This window comes from Cypionkella sp., from assembly GCF_030652235.1.
Lineage (GTDB): Bacteria > Pseudomonadota > Alphaproteobacteria > Rhodobacterales > Rhodobacteraceae > Cypionkella.
Window position 1 is genome coordinate 64,551 of record NZ_JAUSBA010000045.1, and the last position, 19,880, is coordinate 84,430.

Consider the following 19,880-nt stretch of genomic DNA (forward strand, 5'->3'; position numbering starts at 1 on the left):
CCCAGAGTATTTAGGCCAAGATGAAAGGGATCAGCGTGAGCGGGCTTGCTATCACCGCGCTGAGCCTCTCGCATTTCCGCAGCCATAAAACCGCGCGGCTGTGCTTTGATGGTCGCCCGGTGGCGATTGTCGGCCCCAATGGTGCGGGCAAAACCAATATCCTTGAAGCGGCATCCCTGCTTTCCCCCGGCCGGGGCCTGCGGCGCGCGAGCGCGGATGAAATCGCCCGCAAGCCTGAAAGCCTTGGCTGGAAAGTCACCGCCGATCTGCGCGGCTTTGGCGCCGATCATCAGGTCGAAACCTGGGCCGAGGGGGGCGATACGCGGTCTGTCCGCATCGACGGCAAAGCCGCCACCCAAACCGCCTTAGGCCGCATTGCCCGCGTGCTGTGGTTGGTGCCCGCGATGGACCGGCTGTGGATCGAGGCCGCAGAAGGCCGTCGCCGCTTCCTTGACCGCATGACGCTGTCTTTCGCCCCCGATCATGCCGACGCAGTGCTGGCCTATGAAAAAGCCATGCGCGATCGCAACCGTTTGCTGAAGGATCAGATCACCGATCCGCATTGGTACGGGGCTTTGGAAGCGCAGATGGCCGTTGCTGGCGCGCAGATCACCGCCAACCGCCAGGCCGCCCTGACCCGCCTGCGCCAAGCCCAACAGAATGCCGAAACCGCCTTCCCGCGCGCCGATCTGACCTTGACCACCACCGCTGATGCCGATGATCTGGTCGCAGCCCTGTCCGACAACCGCCGCCGCGATATGGCCGCTGGCCGCAGCCTGATCGGCCCGCACCGCGGCGATATGTCGGCGATTTACGCGGCCAAATCCGTGCCCGCCGAGCAATGCTCCACCGGAGAGCAAAAGGCGCTGCTGATCAGCCTGATTCTTGCCAATGCCCGCGCGCTGGCGGCCGATCTGGGTGCCGCCCCGATCCTGCTGCTGGATGAGGTCGCGGCCCACCTAGACACCGACCGCCGTGCAGCCCTTTATGACGAACTCTGCGCCTTGGGCGCGCAAGCCCTGATGACCGGCACCGAAGCCGCGCTGTTTGATAGCCTTGGCGCGCGCGCGCAGTGCTTTACCGTGACCGAGACGAGTGGCATATCGCAGGTCTTAGGCGCGCCTCCCGCTGCCCCGCATTAGCCCCCAGAAAGCCCGCACCATGACCGTTTCACTGTACGAACTGATGCTTTATGCAGGTGGCATGGCGCTGTTGTGGGTGATCCCCGGCCCGGTCTGGGTGGCGCTGACCGCGCGCGCTTTGTCGGGTGGTTTTGCCAGCGCTTGGCCCTTGGCGATAGGTGTCGCCTTGGGTGATCTGATCTGGCCGATGGCGGGGATCTTTGGCCTGACATGGATCGTTTCGGTCTACGCCGATTTCCTGCACGCCCTGCGCTGGGTCGCCGTCGGAGTGTTCGTCGTGATGGGCATCCTGCTGATCCGCAAGCCTGCCACAGCCCCCAACACCAATGGCCGCATGACCAAACCCGGCATGTGGGCGGGCTTTGCGGTGGGGGTGGCGGCGGTGATCGGCAACCCGAAAGCCATCCTGTTCTACATGGGCGTGCTGCCGGGGTTCTTCGATCTCGCGCGCGTCAAAGCCCCCGACATCGCCGCTATTCTGCTGATCTCTGCGCTGGTGCCAATGCTCGGCAACCTCGGCCTTGCTCTGTTTCTCGACCGCGCCCGCAAACTGCTCTCCAGCCCGGAAAGTATCCGCAAACTCAATCTGATCTCAGGCATTTTGCTGATCGGCGTCGGCCTGGTGATTGCGGCGTCAAACCGCTAAATCTTGTGCCCAAGGCGTGACATCCCCCCCCCAAGCCGCTATAAGTCGGGCACAATTCAAGGGGTGAAAACCACATGGCCGATGAGCCGAAAAAGCCGGATTCCTACGGGGCCGATTCTATCAAAGTTCTCAAAGGCTTAGAGGCTGTTCGCAAGCGTCCGGGCATGTATATTGGCGACACCGACGATGGCTCGGGCCTGCATCATATGGTCTATGAAGTCGTCGACAACGGCATTGACGAAGCCTTGGCCGGACATGCCACGGCGGTGACGGTAAAAATCCACGCCGACAGTTCCGTTTCGGTGCGCGACAATGGCCGCGGCATCCCGGTCGACATCCACAAGGAAGAGGGCGTTTCGGCAGCCGAGGTCATCATGACCCAGTTGCACGCCGGCGGCAAATTCAACAACACCGACGATAGCGGCAATGCCTATAAGGTTTCCGGCGGCTTGCACGGCGTTGGCGTCTCTGTGGTCAATGCGCTGTCGGAATGGCTGGAACTGACCGTCTGGCGCAACGACACCGAATACCGCGCCCGTTTTGAGCATGGCGAATGCGTCGTGCATGTCTACGAGGTTGGCCCTGCGCCGGGGATGCGCGGCACTGAAGTCCGCTTTCTCGCCGCCGCCAAAACCAACATCCCTGACGGCACGTTTTCGAATCTGGAATACAGCTTCAAAACGCTGGAGCATCGCCTGCGCGAGTTGGCCTTCCTGAACTCGGGCGTACGGATCATCATCGAAGATGAACGGCCTGCCGAACCTTTGCGCACCGAGCTGTACTATGACGGCGGCGTCAAAGAATTCGTGAAATACCTCGACCGTTCCAAGACCTCGATCATGGCTGAACCGATCTATATGATTGGCGAGCGCAATGGCATCGTGATCGAAGTCGCGATGTGGTGGAACGACAGCTACAATGAAATGGTGCTGCCGTTCACCAACAACATTCCGCAGCGCGACGGCGGCACCCATATGGCGGGCTTTCGCGGCGCGCTGACCCGCACCATCAACGCCTATGCGCAATCCTCCGGCATCGCCAAACGTGAGAAGATCGACTTCACCGGCGATGACGCCCGCGAAGGCTTGACCTGCGTGTTGTCGGTGAAAGCGCCCGATCCGAAATTTTCCAGCCAAACCAAAGACAAACTGGTCTCGTCCGAGGTGCGTCCGGCGGTCGAAAGCATGGTCAACGAAAAGCTGTCTGAGTGGTTTGAAGAAAACCCGCAGAATGCCAAGATCATCGTCGGCAAGATCATCGAGGCCGCAATGGCCCGCGAAGCCGCCCGCAAGGCGCGTGAATTGACCCGACGTAAGAGCGCGTTGGACATCTCCAACCTGCCCGGCAAACTCGCCGATTGTCAGGAAAAAGACGCCTCGAAGGCCGAGATTTTCCTCGTCGAGGGAGATTCGGCTGGTGGTTCCGCCAAGCAAGGCCGCTCGCGCGCCAATCAGGCGGTTCTGCCGCTGAAAGGTAAGATCCTGAACGTCGAGCGCGCCCGGTTTGACCGGATGCTGGCCAGCCAAGAAATCGGCACGCTGATCACAGCACTCGGCACCGGCATTGGCCGCGATGAGTTTGATATCAAGAAGTTGCGCTACCACAAGGTCGTCATCATGACCGATGCTGACGTGGATGGCGCGCATATCCGCACCCTGATCCTGACTTTTTTCTTCCGGCAAATGCCGCAGCTGATCGAAGGCGGCTTCCTCTATATTGCCCAACCGCCGCTGTATAAAGTCGCGCGCGGTAAGTCTGAGGTCTACATCAAAGACCAAGCCGCCCTTGAAGATTACCTGATCGACATGGGCGTCGAAGGCGCCGTCTTGGCCCTGCCGACGGGTGAAGAAATCGCGGGTGCAGACTTGCGCCGCGTCATCGACGGCGCGCGCCAGTTCCGCCGCGTTTTGGACAGCTTCCCCACCAACTACCCGCGCGGTATTCTGGAACAAGCCGCCCTCGCAGGTGCTTTCGATCAGGGCCAAGCCGACGCCGATCTGCAAGCCGTCGCCACCACAGTCGCCAACCGCCTGAACCTGATCGCCCCGGAGTATGAAAAGGGATGGAGTGGTCGGATCACCCAAGACCACGGCATCCGCCTATCGCGCGTGCTGCGCGGCGTCGAAGAACTGCGCACGTTGGATGGTGCGGTTCTGCGCTCTGGCGAAGCCCGCCGTCTGGCGGCGATCTCGCGCGAGACCCGCGACCACTACCGCGACCCAGCGCGCCTGGCCCGCAAAGACCGCGAACAACTGGTGCACGGCCCGATTGATCTGCTGAAGTCGATCTTGGCGGAAGGCGAAAAAGGCCTAACCCTGCAACGCTATAAAGGTCTGGGCGAGATGAACCCCGAACAACTTTGGGAAACCACGCTGGACCCAGAGGCGCGCACCCTGCTGCAAGTCAAAGTCGATGATTTGGCCGAAGCCGACGACATCTTCACCAAACTGATGGGCGATGTCGTCGAACCCCGGCGTGAGTTCATCCAGGCCAACGCTCTGAACGTTGAACATCTGGACGCGTAACCAAAATCGGCTGCCGTGTCGCAATTGCGCGGCAGCCGTCCCGTGCCGTCAACGCAAATGCACCGGTCAGTCGATACCCTCATCCGGAATCGCCAGCAGATTGCCGCAAGCCTTGCAATGCACCGCGTCCCGGTCGTGGCGACTAAGTCTGCAATGGGGGCAAGTGTAATCGACCTTCATAGGCCGCAACGTCATCTGCACCAACCGCAAGAACAGTGACACGCCAAAAATCATGATCGCAATCGAGATCAGCTTGCCGAACGGCCCCATCAGCGTCACATCGCCAAACCCAGTCGTGGTCAGCGTCGCAATGGTGAAATAGGCCGCATCCACATAGTTGCGGATACCCGGATTTATGCCGTACTGAGTTTCAAACACCAGCGCCGTGGTGAAAAAGATAAAACAGGTCAGATTGATCGCAGCCTTGATCGTGCCTTCACGGCCACGGAAAAACTGGAAATCGCGGCGCAACTGTTTCAAAATCTGATGCGACTGCAACAGCCGCAGCATCCGAACCACCCGCATGAAGGCAAACGCCTCACCGGTCAACGGCATGATCAGCGAGATCACCACAAGCATGTCGATCACGTTAAAAAAGCGTAACATTTCGCGCAGGGGACGCTTGCTCAGCCACAGCCGCACGACAAGGTCTGCCAAAATAATCACGCCAAACAATGCGTCCACCAGTTTGACATAAAACCCATAGCTGGAAAACGACGAGGCGATCAGAAACACAATCGTGGTCAGATCGAACGCAAGCAACATGTAGCGAAATCGTACCGCCACCACTGAACGCCCAAAGTAAAGCTCTCTCAGTCGTGCTCTTGCCCGTATCTCCGCCATTGCCCCGCCATGCTGCCTATCTAATTTGGTGACCCCGGCGTGATTCGAACACGCGGCCTACGGTTTAGGAAACCGTCGCTCTATCCGGCTGAGCTACGGAGTCACGCAGCCCTACATGCGAAAAAACCTGCGCAGATGCAACAGGCTTGGCGCAGTGAAACAAGGGGAATTTAAGGGGGAGTGACTTTTGGCCCACCACTCCCCCTCGGATCCGTCGCGCCTAGGTTGAGAGCTTGCAGGACACGCCGAATATCGCCAGCACGCATGCTGTTACCGCTAACATATCGCAGCCCCACCCACAGAACAAGCATTATCTTGCAGGTATCTGCCGCGCAGCCCCGCCCATCGGCGGAGTGTTCTGCCAAGGATTTGGACGGGGGCTTGGACATAGGCGGAATAGACGATAACAAGGAAGAAACCATTTCACAGGCCATTCCCCTTGAGCAAACCCCCGACCCTCGAACCACGCCGCACTCTGACCCTCCGCGATGTGTCCGAGGCCTCCGGCGTCAGCGAAATGACCGTCAGCCGCGTGCTGCGCAATCGTGGTGATGTCTCCGACAGCACCCGCGAGCGCGTGCAAGAGGCCGCCCGCCGCTTGGGCTATGTGCCGAACAAAATCGCCGGTGCTTTGGCCAGCCAACGCGTCAATCTGGTGGCGGTGATCATCCCGTCGCTGTCCAACATGGTCTTCCCCGAAGTGATGACGGGAATTTCCGATACGCTGGAAGACACCGGCCTGCAACCCGTTGTCGGCGTTACCAATTATTCGCCAGACCGCGAAGAATCCGTGCTGTACGAGATGCTGTCCTGGCGGCCCTCGGGCGTGATTATCGCCGGGTTAGAGCATACCGATGCTGCCCGAGCCATGCTGGCACAAGCCGGGATTCCGATCGTCGAGATCATGGATATCGACGGCACTCCGGTCGATTCGGCCGTCGGCATCTCGCACCGCCGCGCGGGCCGTCAGATGGCCGAGGCGATCATCGCCGCAGGCTACCGCAACATCGCCTTCCTTGGTACGATGATGCCGCACGATCACCGCGCCCGCAAACGCCTCGAAGGTTTTGAAGACGCGCTGGCGAAGGCTGGTCTCAGCCTTGTGGACCGTGAATTTTACTCTGGCGGCTCTGCCCTGCTGAAAGGCCGCGAGATGACCGAGGCCGTGCTGACCCGCAGCCCACAGGTCGATTTCTTGTATTATTCCAATGACATGATCGGCGCGGGTGGCTTGCTGTATTGCCTGCACAAGGGCCTCGACGTGCCGGGGCAGATTGGCCTTGCGGGCTTTAACGGCGTTGAATTGCTCGACGGTCTGCCGCGCAAACTGGCCACCATGGATGCCTGTCGCTTGGAAATTGGCCGCGTTGCCGCCGAAATCATCGCAGGCAAGCACTCGTCTGGCACCATCGGCGGCGAGGTGATCGAGCTGTTCCCAACCCTGCAAAAAGGCGACACGATTCGCGGCTGAGGCTGGGTTTGTTCAGGGCCGACGCCTTAAGTATCAGACCAAATACGGCAAAAATCGCGGAAATTCCGCCTAAAATTGCACTGATCGTCCGCTGAGCGCGCCCAATGTCGTAGCCCGACCCATCTTCTGCGCTCAAATATCCAAATACGACGCCATCCAAGCCAAGTCTCTCTGCAAAACTGATCCAACCTTCAAACTGATCCAATGCATCGCTACGCGCGTATTCTGATAAATCTACATCGGAGGCCCGCATGATGCCGCAACGCCCATTTGTAATCTTCACCGTTTTGGCTGCAGCCTTGCTACTGTCGCAACCCGGAGCTTCCCAAATGGCCCAAGCCGCCGATCCCGCCCCAAGCTTCCAGTTCACTTCGATTGACGGCGGAAAATACGACACCGCAACATGGCGCGGCAAGCCGGTGCTGGTCGTCAACACCGCCTCGATGTGCGGCTACACCCCACAATACACTGACTTGCAGGCACTTTCCGACTATTACGGCGACAAGGCCGTGGTGCTGGCTGTGCCCTCGGACGATTTCAACCAAGAATTCGCTTCAAACTCCGAAGTGAAAGACTTCTGCGAGCTGAATTACGCCCTGACCCTGCCGATGACCACAATCGCCCATGTCGCGGCAGGCGAGGTCGATCCGTTCTACGCTTGGGTCAGCGACACGCAGGGTTTCGTGCCGGGATGGAATTTCAACAAAGTGCTGATCGGGCCGGATGGCAATTTCGTGCAGGCTTGGGGGTCCAACACCAAGCCAATGGGCGCTGTGAAAGACGCGATGGATGCGGTTCTTGCCGGGACTAAGTCTTAACAAACTTTGAACATGGCTATTTAAGCTACTGAAAAATAACAATGTTGTTTTGGTCCCGCGTTGGGACCTACAATTTTGCTGCCAATCTTGCCCCCTGATCAATCGCCCGCTTGGCATCCAATTCCGCCGCAACATCTGCCCCCCCGATCACATGAGCGGTCATTCCCGCCTCGGCAAGCTGATCCGCCAGCCCACGCTCTGGCACCTGCCCCGCACAAAGCACCACCTGATCCACCGCCAAGATTTCCTCGACCCCATCCCTCGAAATCCGCAAACCCCCGGCCTCGATCCCGAGATAACTCACCCCGCCCCACATCTTCACGCCCTTCATCTGCAAAGCCGCGCGATGAATCCACCCCGTGGTCTTGCCCAACCCCCGCCCCGGTTTCTCGGCCTTCCGCTGCAACAACCAAACCTCCCGGGCGGGCGCGTCGGGCGCAGGCTCCGCCAGCCCGCCAGCCGTCACCGCCGGGTCCCCCACCCCCCACTCCCGCCGCCATTGCTCGGGATGGGTTGTCACCGAATGTTCCCCCGCCACCAAAAACTCCGCGACATCAAAGCCAATCCCCCCGGCCCCGATCACCGCAACCCGTCGCCCCACCGGCGCACCCCGCAGCACCTCCCTATAACTCAGCCCACGCTCTTGCCCCGCAATCCCCGGATCACGCGGACGCACCCCGGTAGCGACCACCACCTCATCAAAGCCGCCCAAATCCTCCACCCCAACGTCCTTTCCCAGCCGAGTCTCAATCCCAGCCTCAGCGACACTCGCTGCAAACCAGTCGACCAGCCCGTTGAACTCCTCTTTCCCCGGCACCAACCGAGCCAGATTCAACTGCCCGCCCAACTGATCAGCCCGGTCAAACAACACCACTCGATGCCCCCGCTGTGCCGCCACCAGCGCCGCCATCATCCCCGCAGGCCCAGCCCCCACCACCGCCACCCGCTTGAAAACCAAGGCAGGATCATAGCTCAGCACAGTCTCATGGCAGGCCCGCGGGTTCACCAGGCACGAGGTCAGCTTGCCGGAAAAGGTGTGGTCCAAGCAGGCCTGATTGCAGGCAATACAGGGCGCGATCTGATCCGCCCGCCCTGCCGCCGCCTTGGCGACGAAATTCGGATCAGCCAGGAAAGGCCGTGCCATCGACACCATATCGGCGGCACCAGATGCCAGCAAAGTCTCGGCCACTTCGGGGGTGTTGATCCGGTTTGAGGTGATCACCGGGATGGAAACTTCGGGCCGCAGCCGGGCGGTCAAATGGGCAAAAGCGGCGCGGGGGACCGAGGTGGCGATGGTCGGGACGCGGGCCTCGTGCCAGCCGATCCCGGTGTTCAGAATGCTCGCTCCGGCGGACTCAATCGCGCGGGCCAACAAGACAACCTCGTCCCAAGTCGAGCCATTCGGGATCAGGTCGATCAAACTGATGCGATAGATCAGGATGAAATCCGGCCCCACTGCGGCGCGCACCCGGCGGACCACCTCGACGGGCAGGCGCATGCGGTTCTCAAAGCTGCCGCCCCAGCGATCGGCGCGATGGTTGGTGTGGGTGACGAGGAATTGGTTCAGAAAGTACCCCTCCGAGCCCATCACCTCGACCCCGTCATAACCGGCCTCACGGGCGCGGGTGGCGGCGGTCACGATGTCGGCAATTTGTGTCTCGATGCCGGCCTCATCCAGCGCGCGCGGCGGGAACGGCGAGATTGGGGATTTGACCGAGGATGCCGAGACGCAGTCTTTCGAATAGGCGTACCTTCCGGCGTGCAGGATTTGCATCGCGATCAGGCCGCCTGCGGCGTGGACCCGATCCGTGACGATGCGGTGGTTCTGAACATCCTGCGGGGTGAACAAGCCCGCCGCCCCTGGGAAAACGCCGCCTTCGCGGTTGGGGGCCATGCCGCCCGTCACCATCAATCCGACCCCGCCGCGCGCCCGCGTCGCATAGAATTCCGCGACGCGGTTCCAGTCGCCGGTCTCCTCCAGCCCGGTGTGCATCGAGCCCATCAGCACCCGGTTTTTCAGGGTGACATGGCCCAGATCAAGCGGGGCGAGCAGGTGGGGATAGGGCATCATAGTCCTCCGGGTTTGGCGCAGGATGGCTGTGATTTGGCGGTTTGTCATTGAAAACGCGGCGTCACGCCGGGGGATGTCCATGTGCGGACAGATTTCCCGCTAAACAAAATCAATATGTTAGCAAGGGTGCATTTACACTTTCTTCACGCCTTGCCACTGCGCCGCACAATCACGTTGCAACCCCGCATCCTCGGCTGCAATCCTGAGGCATGCAACCCGGAGGATAGGATGACCCAGATCGCCCGCATCACCAATCTTGTCGATGCCATGACGCTGGCCGAGCAGGTCAGCCTGCTGTCGGGCGCGGATTTCTGGAGCCTTCCGGCCATCAAGCGGCTGAACATCCCGAAGCTGCGGGTCACCGATGGGCCGAATGGCGCGCGGGGGGGTGGCAGTCTGATTGGCGGGGTGAAATCGGCGGCGTTTCCGGTGGGCATCGCGCTGGGGGCAACGTGGAACCCGGATTTGCTGTGCGAAATCGGCGGTGCTTTGGCCGAGGAAGTGAAGTCGAAAGGCGCGCATGTGCTGCTGGCGCCGACGGTGAACATCCAGCGCAGCCAGACCAATGGCCGGAATTTTGAGTGTTATTCGGAAGATCCGATCCTGACGGCAGAGCTTGCGGTCGGGTATATCACCGGGCTGCAAGCGCAGGGGGTGGCCGCGACGATCAAGCATTTTGTCGGCAATGAATCAGAGATCGAGCGCACCTCAATCTCGTCCGAAATTGATGAACGTAGCCTGCGCGAGGCTTATCTGGTGCCATTTGAAGCGGCGGTAAAGCGGGCGAACACTTGGGCGGTGATGAGCAGTTACAACCGCTTGGGCGGAATTTTCACCAGCGAACATGCATGGCTTCTGAACGACGTGCTGCGTGGCGATTGGGGCTTTGACGGAGTGGTGATGTCAGATTGGTTTGGCAGCCATTCCACCGTTGAAACGGTCAAAGCGGGTTTGGATTTAGAGATGCCGGGGCCGTCGCGTGACCGCGGGGAAAAGTTGATTGCAGCGGTAGAGGCGGGCGAGGTTTCGGCAGAGCTGGTGCGTGAACGCGCGCTGAACGTGCTGCGCTTGATGGCGCGGACGGGGGCGTTGGAAGATCATTCCGAATGGGCGGAGCGCGCCGATGATCGCCCCGAACACCGGGCTTTGATCCGGCGTGCCGGGGCGGAAGCGGCAGTTTTGTTGAAGAATGAGGGGGTGTTGCCGCTTGTCGGGGGCAAGCTGGCGGTGATTGGGCCGAATGCCAAGCTGGCGCAGATTATGGGCGGCGGATCGGCGCAGTTGAACGCGCATTACCGGGTATCGCCCTATGACGGGCTGATCGCTGCCGGGGTCGCGGTGGACTATGCTTATGGCTGCGACAATGGTAAATTCCAGCCGACCTTGCCGGGCCCATTAAGAATGGAAATGTTTTTCAATCGTGAACTTGCGGGCCAGCCTGCGGCGATCGATGAACTGCCCGAGGCGACTGGATTCTGGTTCGGTCCGTTGAAGGGCGGCGTCGATGCCGCACATTTCTCGGCACGGATTTCGACGCGGTTTGAGGCGACGGCGACAGGGGTGTGGCGGTTGGGCTTGCGCGCAGCGGGACTGGCGCGGGTGTTTGTCGACGGGGTTGAAGTGGTTGAGGCTTGGCAAAGCTGGACGCGTGGCACGACGTTTTTCGAGGAAGGCTGCGACGAGGTTCTGACCGATCTGCCGATGCTGGCGGGGCAAAGCTATGACATCGTAATCGAGTTTGCCTCGAAAGCCTCGGGCTCTTTGGCATTTTCGGCCTTGGCGGTGGGTCTGGGTCTGCCCTCTGGCGATGCCGAGATTGCCGAGGCGGTTGCGGTGGCGGCGCGTGCAGATGTGGCGGTGCTGTTCGTCGGGCGCGATGCGTCTTGGGATACCGAGGGCGCCGATCTGCCGGGGATCGCTTTGCCGGGGCGGCAGGCGGAACTGATCGCGGCGGTGGCGGCGGTGAACCCGAACACCGTGGTGGTGTTGCAGACCGGAGGGCCAGTCGAGATGCCTTGGCTGGGCGAAGTCGCTGCCGTTTTGCAGGCGTGGTATCCCGGACAAGAGGCGGGCAATGCGATTGCCGATGTGCTGTTGGGCGCGGAACCCGGCGGACGGTTGCCGCAGACATTCCCCGCCCGTTGGTCGGATGGCGTGACGCAGACACAGGACCCCGAGATCTATCCGGGGCTGGAGGGCCGGGTGCGCTATGAGGAGGGCGTGTTTATTGGCTATCGCCATGCCGACTTGATCGGGGTGCCGCCGCTGTTCCCGTTTGGCTTCGGGCTGTCCTACACGCGGTTTGATCTGGCGGATTTGACGGTGGACGGGACAGAGGTTTCAGTGACGGTGCGCAATGTCGGGGCGCAGGCAGGCAGTACGGTGGTGCAGCTTTATGTGACCCCGGCGGCCAGTGCTGTGGCGCGGCCTGCGCGCGAGTTGAAAGCATTTGTCAAGGTTGCACTGGCGGCTGGCGCGGAACGGCGGCTGGTGCTGGGATTGACGGCGCGCGACTTTGCGTGGTTCTGCGTGAAGCGGCGGGCTTGGGTGGTGGAAGCCGGGCGCTATGGCGTCGAGGTTGGGCAATCTGCGGTGGATTTGCCGTTGAAGGGCGCGGTGACGGTTGCGGCGGCGGTGCTGGCGGTGTGATCTTGCTGCGCAGCGAAGCGGTGATAATGCTGCGGTTTTGCTGCGCAGCAATCTTTCAAAATCAGATGGTTGGCCTACACCGTGGTTTCCAGACAATGCCTGCGGAACGCCCGCTTCAGCATGTCCAACTCGGCGCGCAGCAGGTCTAACTCGGCGCGGACATCGTCTTCCATCGCCACCCCGGTGATGATGGTGAAATGTGCCAAGGTTTGCCCGGTGCCGCGGTTGCGGATCAGGAAGGTTTGCACGCCTTCGCTGAGCAGTTCCGCCGGGATCGGCACTTGCACGGCAAATTCACCGGGGCGTTCAGGGATGGCCGCCACGGTGACGCCCGCGATGGCTTGCTCAAGGTGCTGCACGTCCAAAACGGGGATGCCAGAGGTGCCGGTCAGCACGCCTTCCCAGATGCCAGCGCGGATGCGGGTTTTGGTGAGTGTGGTGTCGGGCATCAAAACCTCAGAGTTCGGCGTGGGTCAAAGTTCGGCACGGGGGCGGCGCGAGAATGTCACATCGCGCAGGATGATCTGGTTCATCTCGGGACCTTCGAAGATCAGATCAACCCAGAGCTTTTCCACCCGCTTTTCGTTGATCTTGGAATAGGCGAGGTCGAATTCAACCATCACCTCCTCCTCGTTCAGCGGCAATTCGCGGACGATTTGTTCAATGTTGGGGCCGTGTTTGATGTTCAGCCGGGCGAAGATTTCCAGCGGCTTTTCCATCTCGACGATCACATCCATGCGGATGATGTGGTTCTGCTTCAAGCCGCGCGCGGCGTCTTCCGGCAGATCAACCACCAGCGACAGGAACGAGCCGTCAAAGCGGAACACATCCATGCGAAAGCCAAAGGGGGCAATGTCGGCCTCGCGGGTGTTGCGAATCTGGCGGACGGTGAGTTCCGAGCGGCGGCAGTCGTGGAAAATCGTCGCCCCGTCGTAGATCGGGGCCTTGCCGGGCACAGAAGCGAACCCCGGCACCGGGATCGAGCCCTTCCACAACTCGGGCCGCCACGCCCAATCGGTGCCCAGCAATTTGCGGATGATGTTGGAGCCGATCACCGGCAAAGCAAGGCGGTGGTCGGCCTCGTGGATCACCCGATCCAGATTGCGGCGCAGAGCACGGGCGCGGCTGCGCATCCCGCGCAAGCCGTCAAGATCGGTGGCCGGCGCTTTGTCGGCAGCATCACCCCAGCGGCGCAACGCGCGCTTGTGCAACAGCCGATCAACCAACCCTGACATTCGCCCCGCCATGAAACCGTCCTGTGCTTTCCCTTGCGGGTGCCATTGTTGAATATATGGAAACTATGCTGTTATCGCTGCAAAAATCTTAATACTCCACCCTAAAGCAGGACGATTTGCCAAGAACTGTCGCGTTCTGCGGCGGGTAAGGCTTTATACCGGCGCTTTGTTGGCAGTACGCAGGGCATCCAAGGCTTTTTCAAGGATTTTGCGGCCCTCTACAGGGTCAAGCCGCACTTCATCGGTGCCGGTCGCCGACAGGGTGACCAATCGCGCCTTCACCCCGATCACCGCGCGCCAATATTCGCCGACATTGCGATCTTGCAGATGCAGCAAAAACGCATCGCCCGCGCTCAAAGCGGCGATGATTTTGACATCCCCCGCGCGCCCCGAACGTGCCAGCGTGGCGCGGCCTTGCTGTGAGGCAAAGAACGCCGCCAGCGCCTGACCGCCAGCGGTCATCACCCCCGCCGAGCCGCCCTGCCCGATGGACACCGTGATCAGCGCCGGGATAGCCTTCATCGCATCACTACACCGCCCCATCAGAATAACGGCAGTGTCGCGGGACTCGCGGCTGGCCTTGCCGTCGATGCAATAGCTGGGCGGCACGCCGATTTGCAGCGCTCCCCCCAGCACCGGGGCTGCGCGCGATGAGGTAAAGCCAGAGCCGACCTGACAATTGGCCAGCGCCAACGCTATCGCCAGCACAGCGGAAAGGCGGATCAGGGTCTGCATCGGGTCAGGCTCCGGTCTGGCAGCGGGGGGGGGTGTGGATGTGAGAAGATGTTGTGCAAAGCGATAAAGCCGCGATAGCTTTGACACAAGCCGGATATGTTGCCAGCCCAGAACGGCACCTTCGACTGCGGGGCGCACACACCATATGACCAGCATTCGCGACATCGCCAAACAGGCCGGGGCCTCGGTGATGACGGTATCGCGGGTGATTAATAACAGCGGCTATGTCAGTGCGGCGATGCGAGCGCGGGTGAAGCGGGCGGTTGCAGCCCTTGCCTTCACGCCGAACGCCAACGCGCGGCGGATGCGCAGCGGCAGCAGTCAGATGGTGGGGGTGGTGTTGCCGGCGCTGGACGTGCCGTTCTTTGGCATCTTGGCGCAGGTGATCGAGCAAGAACTGTTCCGGTGCGGCCTGCAAGCGCTGATCTGCTGCACCAATGAAAGCGCCGATCAAGAAGCGCGCTACGTCTCGATGCTGCTGTCGCAGCAGGTCGATGGTGTGCTCGTGGCTAGCGTGCAGGAAGACAGCACGCCGTATCAGCGGCTGGTCGATGCAAAGATAACGATCGTGGCGGTCGACCGGGCTTTGCCGGGCTTGGCGGTGCAGAGCGTGGCCTCAGATCATCTGGCTGGCGGCCGGATGATGGCCGAGCATTTGCTAAGCGTGGGGCATCGCCACTTTGCGGTGATTGGCGCGCCACAGCACAGCCCCCCGGTGCAAGCGCGGGTGCAGGGCGCGACGCAGCGTCTGGCCGAGGCAGGCTTGACCGCGCAGGTGGTTTTGGGGCCAACGCATGATTTCGATGCCTGCCGCGAATTGGCGGTGGCGGTTCTGCGGCAGGGCAGCGTGGCAAACCGGCCCACAGCGGTGATCGGCACCACCGATATTGCGGCGATTGGCGCGATTCATGCTGCGATTGGCTTGGGGCTCTCGGTGCCGGATGATGTCTCGGTGATCGGGTTCGATGATCTGCCAGAGGCGCGCTATGTTCTGCCGGCTTTGACCACGGTGGCGCAACCGCTGCGGCAGATTGGTCTGCAGGCGGTGACGCAACTGGTGGCACTGATGGCGGGACAGGTGGCAGAGCTTGCGGCGTTGCCCCTTAAGTTGATGCTGCGCGACACCACGGCACCGCCGCGTTAGCGCAGACTTGCGCATTGCGGATACTTTGACTGTCCGCCCATTATTTGCGCCATATGACTATATTATGGGCATATTGGCTTATGGATGCGCAGTTTGTCGGCACATCGACGGCCTGCTTATGTTCGCAGTGCAGAGGTGGTGGTGTAGTCGCAGCCAAGGAGACTGTGATGCTTGCCACCCCCGCCCTTCCAATGCAGCGCAGCCATGGTGCGGCTTTCGCCAGCTTTCGCGGTCTGGACGGTCGTGCACGTCTGGTGGATCTGGCGCAAAGTGGATCGGCCAAGGCGATGCTGCCACGGGTGTCGGGCATGCCAGAGGTGGTGTTTCTGAACACCTCGGGCGGGCTGACCGATGGCGATGCGTTATCTTATCGGCTGGACTTGGCGGCGGGCTGTCGGGTGACGGCGACGACACAGACCGCCGAGCGGATATATGCCAGCCGGGGTGCGCCCGCGCGGGCTGTGGTGCAGATGCAGGTCGGTGCGGGGGGGCATCTCGATTGGCTGCCACAAGAGACGATCTTGTTTGAGGCCAGTCATTTGGCGCGCGACACGCAGGTCGATCTGGCGGCGGATGCCAGTTGTTTGCTGTCAGAGACGGTGATCCTTGGCCGTCACGCGATGGGCGAAACGCTGTCAAATGCACGGCTGACCGATGCCCGCATGGTGCGGCGGATGGGGCGCCCGATTTGGGCCGAAACTGTGCGGATGGATGCGTCCGTGTTGGCAGATGCCAGCGCCGCGCTGCTGGGCCAAGCGCGCGGTTTTGCGGTGATCGCGCTGATCGCGCAGGGGGCAGAGGATGCCCTGCCACGGCTGCGCGCTGCCCTGACCCATCCGGGATGCGAGGCCGCCGCCTCGGCTTGGGATGGCAAATGCATCGCCCGGATTGTGGCCCGCGACGGCTGGCCACTGAGACAACAAATAGCCCAAGCGCTGGCGGCTTTGCGGACAGGTCCGCTGCCCCGCGTCTGGCAGATGTAGGAGTACGCAATGAACCTGACCCCGCGAGAGCGTGAGAAACTGCTGATCTCGGTCGCCGCTATGGTCGCCCGTGGCCGTCTGGCGCGCGGCGTCAAGCTGAACCACCCCGAGGCGATTGCCCTGATCACCGATTTCGTGGTCGAGGGTGCCCGCGATGGCCGCACCGTGGCCGATCTGATGCAGGCAGGCGCGCATGTGATTTCTGCCGATCAATGCATGGATGGCATCCCAACGATGATCCCTTCGGTGCAGGTCGAGGCCACCTTCCCCGATGGCACCAAGCTGGTGACTGTCCACCACCCCATTCGTTAAGAGGTTCATATGAAACGTATTCTGATTGCGCTGCCCCTGCTGTTGATCCCCACGGTGGCCTTGGCGCATCCGGGGCATGGCTTTGGGTTTGAGGCCGGATTTCTGCACCCTTTCACCGGAACCGATCACCTGCTGGCGATGATTGGCGTTGGCCTTTGGGCGGCAATCTTGGGCGGCCGGGCGCGTTGGGCGCTGCCCGGGGGGTTTTTGGCGGCGATGGCCTTGGGCGGGGCTTTTGCGATGAACCTTGGCCTAGGCGCTGCTGCGGCGGCGGTGGAGCCTGCAATCATCGCTTCGGTTATTATGCTGGGCGCAGTGGCGGCCTTGGCTTTGCGCGCGCCGCTGGCTGCGGCTTTGCCACTGGTCGGCCTGTTCGGTCTCGCACATGGCGCGGCGCATGGCGCGGAAATGGTCGGCAATGGGCTGGCGTTTGGCGCAGTTATGCTGACGGCAACCGCCCTGCTGCACGGCGCGGGTCTGGCTTTGGGCATGACGCTGAACAGCAAACTCGCCCGCGCTTTGGGTGGAGCAACTGTACTGGCGGGCTTCGCGCTCGCCTTCGCGTAAGGGGGCCGCGATGATCCCCGGAGAAGTCTTTCCCGCCGAAGGCACGATTGAGCTGAACGCAGGCCAACCCAGCATCACCCTGATGGTCGCCAACACCGGGGATCGTCCTGTGCAGGTCGGCAGCCACTACCACTTTGCCGAAACCAACCCCGGCCTGTCGTTCGACCGCACAGCCGCACACGGCATGCGCCTGGATATCGCCGCAGGCACCGCTGTGCGGTTCGAGCCCGGCCAATCCCGCGAAGTCCGCCTGACCCCCTACGGCGGCCTGCGCCGGGTGTTCGGGTTTAATGCTGCCGTGATGGGAGATCTTTGATGGCCACACGCATCGCCCGCGCCGATTATGCCGCCATGTATGGCCCTACGACGGGCGACCGTATCCGGCTTGGCGACACTGACTTGATCATCGAGGTTGAACGCGATCTGACCACCTATGGCGAGGAGGTTAAATTCGGCGGCGGCAAGGTGATCCGCGATGGCATGGGGCAAAGCCAAATTCCGCGCGCGGGCGGCGCGGTGGATACCGTGATCACCAATGCGCTGATCCTTGATCACTCTGGCATCTACAAAGCCGACGTCGGCCTGCGTGACGGCCTGATCCACAAGATCGGCAAGGCGGGCAACCCGGACACCCAATCGGGCGTCGATATCATCATCGGGCCTTCCACCGAGATCATCGCCGGTGAAGGCCGCATTCTGACCCCCGGCGGCATGGATGCGCATATTCATTTCATCTGCCCGCAGCAGGCCGAGGATGCCCTTCATTCCGGCGTGACCACCCTGTTCGGTGGCGGCACTGGCCCCGCGCATGGCACTTTGGCCACCACCTGCACCCCCGGCCCGTGGCATATCGGGCGGATGCTGATGGCGCTGGACTCTATCCCGATGAACTTCGGGATTTCCGGCAAGGGCAATGCGAGCCAGCCTGCAGGTCTGGTGGAAATGGTCAAGGCCGGGGCAAGCGCGCTGAAGCTGCATGAAGATTGGGGCACCACCCCCGCCGCCATCGACTGCTGCCTTTCGGTCGCAGACGATATGGACGTGCAGGTGATGATCCACACCGACACGCTGAACGAATCCGGCTTTGTTGAGAACACCTTGGCGGCGATCAAGGGCCGCACCATCCACGCCTTTCATACCGAGGGCGCGGGCGGCGGTCATGCCCCCGATATCCTGCGCGTGGTCGGTCACGCCAACATCATCCCGTCATCCACCAACCCGACGATGCCCTACACCCGCAACACGGTGGAGGAACATCTGGATATGCTGATGGTCTGCCATCACCTCGACAAATCCATCCCCGAGGATGTTGCCTTCGCTGAATCCCGCATCCGGCGCGAGACGATTGCGGCGGAAGACATCCTGCACGACATGGGGGCCTTGTCGATCCTGTCGTCGGACAGCCAAGCCATGGGCCGGATTGGCGAGGTGATCATCCGCACCTGGCAAACGGCCCACAAGATGAAAGTCCAGCGGGGCCGATTGGCCGATGAAACCGGAGCCAACGACAACCTGCGCGCCCGCCGCTATGTCGCGAAATACACCATCAACCCGGCGATCACCCATGGGGTTTCGGCGCATATCGGCAGCATCGCGCCCGGCAAACGGGCGGACCTCGTGCTGTGGAACCCGGCGTTTTTCGGAGCCAAGCCCGAGATGGTGCTGATGGGCGGCATGATCGCGATGGCGCAGATGGGCGACCCCAACGGATCAATCCCGGTGCAGCCGATGTATTCCCGCCCCATGTTCGGCGCTTTGGGCAAAGCGATGCACGCCAGCACCGCCACATTCGTCAGCCAAGCAGCTTTGGCCGATGATGTGGGCGGCAAACTCGGCCTCGGCAAGACCATTCTGGCGGTGAAAAACACCCGCACGATTGGCAAGGGCGATATGATCCTGAACCACGCCCGCCCCGAGATCACCGTCAACGCCGAAACCTACGAAGTTCGCGCCGATGGCGAACTGCTCACCTGCGAACCCGCCAGCGAACTGCCGCTGGCGCAGCGCTATTTCCTGTTTTAACGGTTTTGGGATGAGGCATCTTCGCCCAACGCAGTATAACAACCTCAGATCAACAGTGAGGTTGCCATGCTGACCCTGACCCGCGCGCTAGCGCTTTGCCTTAGCCTGTCCAGCCCCGCGCTGGCCGAATGTGTGACGCCCGCCAGCCTTGCAAATGGCGTCAGCTTCACGCGTCAGGATGGCCGCCAAGGCCTTATCCACACCGAAGGCAAACGCTTTGCCATTGATTATGCAGTGAATTCCAACACCGCTTGGCAGGATAAGCGCGAGTCGTGGCTGGGGATTTACGATGCCGAATGGACATGGGTGCCGACTGACACCTATCAAGCCGAGGGCGGGCCCGGCGGGACGTTCAGCTATAGGTTTGCCACCCAACCGCCAATGCCGCAGGCTGGCACGACATGGGACACCACCGTAACCGAGCGTGGCGCGCAGGCCGTTCGGTTCAAACTTGGCCCGGTTGCGATCTCGCAACGCGACCGCACCAGTTACAGCGTCAACTACCGCTTCATGGCGGAAGCCACCGCCAAGCTGTCCGGCTGCAGCTATCGCGTACAAACCGTCGAGGCGGTGTTTCGCAACAAAACCACCGACCTGACCCGCCGTTGGGTTTACTTTCCCGACCTCGGCTTTGGGCTGGAAACTCAAGTGGTTGACCGCAACGGCGACGCCAGCCGCGACCTTGGCCTGATCTCACTGACCCCGAAAGGCTAACCC

The 19,880-nt window shown here is 61.6% G+C and carries 18 protein-coding genes and 1 tRNA gene; 13 read left to right on the plus strand and 6 right to left on the minus strand.

The genetic code is table 11. From position 1 onward, the window contains the following. Nucleotides 1–35 precede the first annotated feature (35 nt). The 3 genes from recF to gyrB all read left to right on the plus strand — a co-directional run bounded on the left by recF (nucleotide 36) and on the right by gyrB (nucleotide 4,313). Entirely contained in the window at nucleotides 36–1,142 is a 1,107-nt protein-coding gene (gene recF, locus Q7V03_RS15755; protein WP_304926547.1) for a DNA replication/repair protein RecF, read from the plus strand. Nucleotides 1,143–1,161: 19 nt separating this feature from the next. Next, nucleotides 1,162–1,788 (plus strand): LysE family translocator, encoded by a 627-nt coding sequence (locus Q7V03_RS15760; RefSeq protein WP_304926548.1) that lies wholly within the window; start codon nucleotides 1,162–1,164, stop codon nucleotides 1,786–1,788. Nucleotides 1,789–1,862: 74 nt separating this feature from the next. Then, on the plus strand, nucleotides 1,863–4,313 hold the full coding sequence (gene gyrB, locus Q7V03_RS15765) for a DNA topoisomerase (ATP-hydrolyzing) subunit B (RefSeq protein ID WP_304926549.1): 2,451 nt from the start codon (nucleotides 1,863–1,865) through the stop codon (nucleotides 4,311–4,313). 66 nt (nucleotides 4,314–4,379) lie between these two features. Here gyrB and Q7V03_RS15770 read toward each other — a convergent pair whose 3' ends face one another. Then, nucleotides 4,380–5,078 (minus strand): potassium channel family protein, encoded by a 699-nt coding sequence (locus Q7V03_RS15770; RefSeq protein WP_304926550.1) that lies wholly within the window; start codon nucleotides 5,076–5,078, stop codon nucleotides 4,380–4,382. A gap of 104 nt (nucleotides 5,079–5,182) precedes the next feature. After that, a tRNA-Arg gene (locus Q7V03_RS15775) sits at nucleotides 5,183–5,259 on the minus strand. 336 nt (nucleotides 5,260–5,595) lie between these two features. Here Q7V03_RS15775 and Q7V03_RS15780 point away from each other — a divergent pair. Continuing rightward, a complete protein-coding gene (locus Q7V03_RS15780; RefSeq protein WP_304926551.1) occupies nucleotides 5,596–6,627 on the plus strand; it encodes a LacI family DNA-binding transcriptional regulator in 1,032 nt (343 codons plus the stop codon). A 251-nt stretch (nucleotides 6,628–6,878) separates the two neighbouring features. Continuing rightward, a complete protein-coding gene (locus tag Q7V03_RS15785; protein WP_370651144.1) occupies nucleotides 6,879–7,445 on the plus strand; it encodes a glutathione peroxidase in 567 nt (188 codons plus the stop codon). 67 nt (nucleotides 7,446–7,512) lie between these two features. Here the strand turns inward: Q7V03_RS15785 and Q7V03_RS15790 are convergent, their stop codons facing one another. Next, the gene (locus Q7V03_RS15790) at nucleotides 7,513–9,516 is read right to left on the minus strand and encodes an NADPH-dependent 2,4-dienoyl-CoA reductase (RefSeq protein ID WP_304926552.1); all 2,004 of its coding nucleotides are present in this window, start codon (nucleotides 9,514–9,516) and stop codon (nucleotides 7,513–7,515) included. 228 nt (nucleotides 9,517–9,744) lie between these two features. On the opposite strand from Q7V03_RS15790, the gene Q7V03_RS15795 reads away from it, so the two are divergent. After that, entirely contained in the window at nucleotides 9,745–12,165 is a 2,421-nt protein-coding gene (locus Q7V03_RS15795; protein ID WP_304926553.1) for a glycoside hydrolase family 3 protein, read from the plus strand. A gap of 74 nt (nucleotides 12,166–12,239) precedes the next feature. On the opposite strand, the gene Q7V03_RS15800 is transcribed toward Q7V03_RS15795, so the two are convergent. The 3 genes from Q7V03_RS15800 to Q7V03_RS15810 form a co-directional block, all read right to left on the minus strand. Next, a complete protein-coding gene (locus Q7V03_RS15800; protein ID WP_304926554.1) occupies nucleotides 12,240–12,614 on the minus strand; it encodes a hypothetical protein in 375 nt (124 codons plus the stop codon). A gap of 24 nt (nucleotides 12,615–12,638) precedes the next feature. After that, nucleotides 12,639–13,400, minus strand: a complete 762-nt coding sequence (locus Q7V03_RS15805; protein ID WP_304926555.1) for a DUF6478 family protein — start codon at nucleotides 13,398–13,400, stop codon at nucleotides 12,639–12,641. A 153-nt stretch (nucleotides 13,401–13,553) separates the two neighbouring features. Further along, a complete protein-coding gene (locus Q7V03_RS15810; RefSeq protein ID WP_304926556.1) occupies nucleotides 13,554–14,135 on the minus strand; it encodes a hypothetical protein in 582 nt (193 codons plus the stop codon). 145 nt (nucleotides 14,136–14,280) lie between these two features. Here Q7V03_RS15810 and Q7V03_RS15815 point away from each other — a divergent pair, with 145 nt between their 5' ends. The 7 genes from Q7V03_RS15815 (at nucleotide 14,281) to Q7V03_RS15845 (ending at nucleotide 19,877) form a co-directional block, all read left to right on the plus strand. Beyond that, on the plus strand, nucleotides 14,281–15,279 hold the full coding sequence (locus Q7V03_RS15815; RefSeq protein WP_304926557.1) for a LacI family DNA-binding transcriptional regulator: 999 nt from the start codon (nucleotides 14,281–14,283) through the stop codon (nucleotides 15,277–15,279). Between the two features lie 167 nt (nucleotides 15,280–15,446). After that, complete coding sequence (locus Q7V03_RS15820; RefSeq protein WP_304926558.1) at nucleotides 15,447–16,262, plus strand: urease accessory protein UreD; 816 nt, start codon at nucleotides 15,447–15,449, stop codon at nucleotides 16,260–16,262. Between the two features lie 9 nt (nucleotides 16,263–16,271). Next, on the plus strand, nucleotides 16,272–16,574 hold the full coding sequence (locus tag Q7V03_RS15825; RefSeq protein ID WP_304926559.1) for an urease subunit gamma: 303 nt from the start codon (nucleotides 16,272–16,274) through the stop codon (nucleotides 16,572–16,574). 9 nt (nucleotides 16,575–16,583) lie between these two features. Continuing rightward, nucleotides 16,584–17,141 carry a HupE/UreJ family protein gene (locus tag Q7V03_RS15830; RefSeq protein ID WP_304926560.1) on the plus strand — a complete coding sequence of 186 codons (558 nt, stop codon included), beginning with the start codon at nucleotides 16,584–16,586 and terminating at the stop codon, nucleotides 17,139–17,141. A 10-nt stretch (nucleotides 17,142–17,151) separates the two neighbouring features. Then, the gene (locus Q7V03_RS15835; RefSeq protein ID WP_304926561.1) at nucleotides 17,152–17,457 is read left to right on the plus strand and encodes an urease subunit beta; all 306 of its coding nucleotides are present in this window, start codon (nucleotides 17,152–17,154) and stop codon (nucleotides 17,455–17,457) included. After that, the gene (ureC, locus tag Q7V03_RS15840; RefSeq protein ID WP_304926562.1) at nucleotides 17,457–19,163 is read left to right on the plus strand and encodes an urease subunit alpha; all 1,707 of its coding nucleotides are present in this window, start codon (nucleotides 17,457–17,459) and stop codon (nucleotides 19,161–19,163) included. Before Q7V03_RS15835 ends, ureC begins: the two co-directional genes overlap by 1 nt. Nucleotides 19,164–19,229: 66 nt before the next feature. Further along, nucleotides 19,230–19,877, plus strand: coding sequence for a hypothetical protein (locus tag Q7V03_RS15845; protein WP_304926563.1), 648 nt, complete (start codon nucleotides 19,230–19,232; stop codon nucleotides 19,875–19,877). The last annotated feature ends 3 nt before the right edge of the window (nucleotides 19,878–19,880 follow it).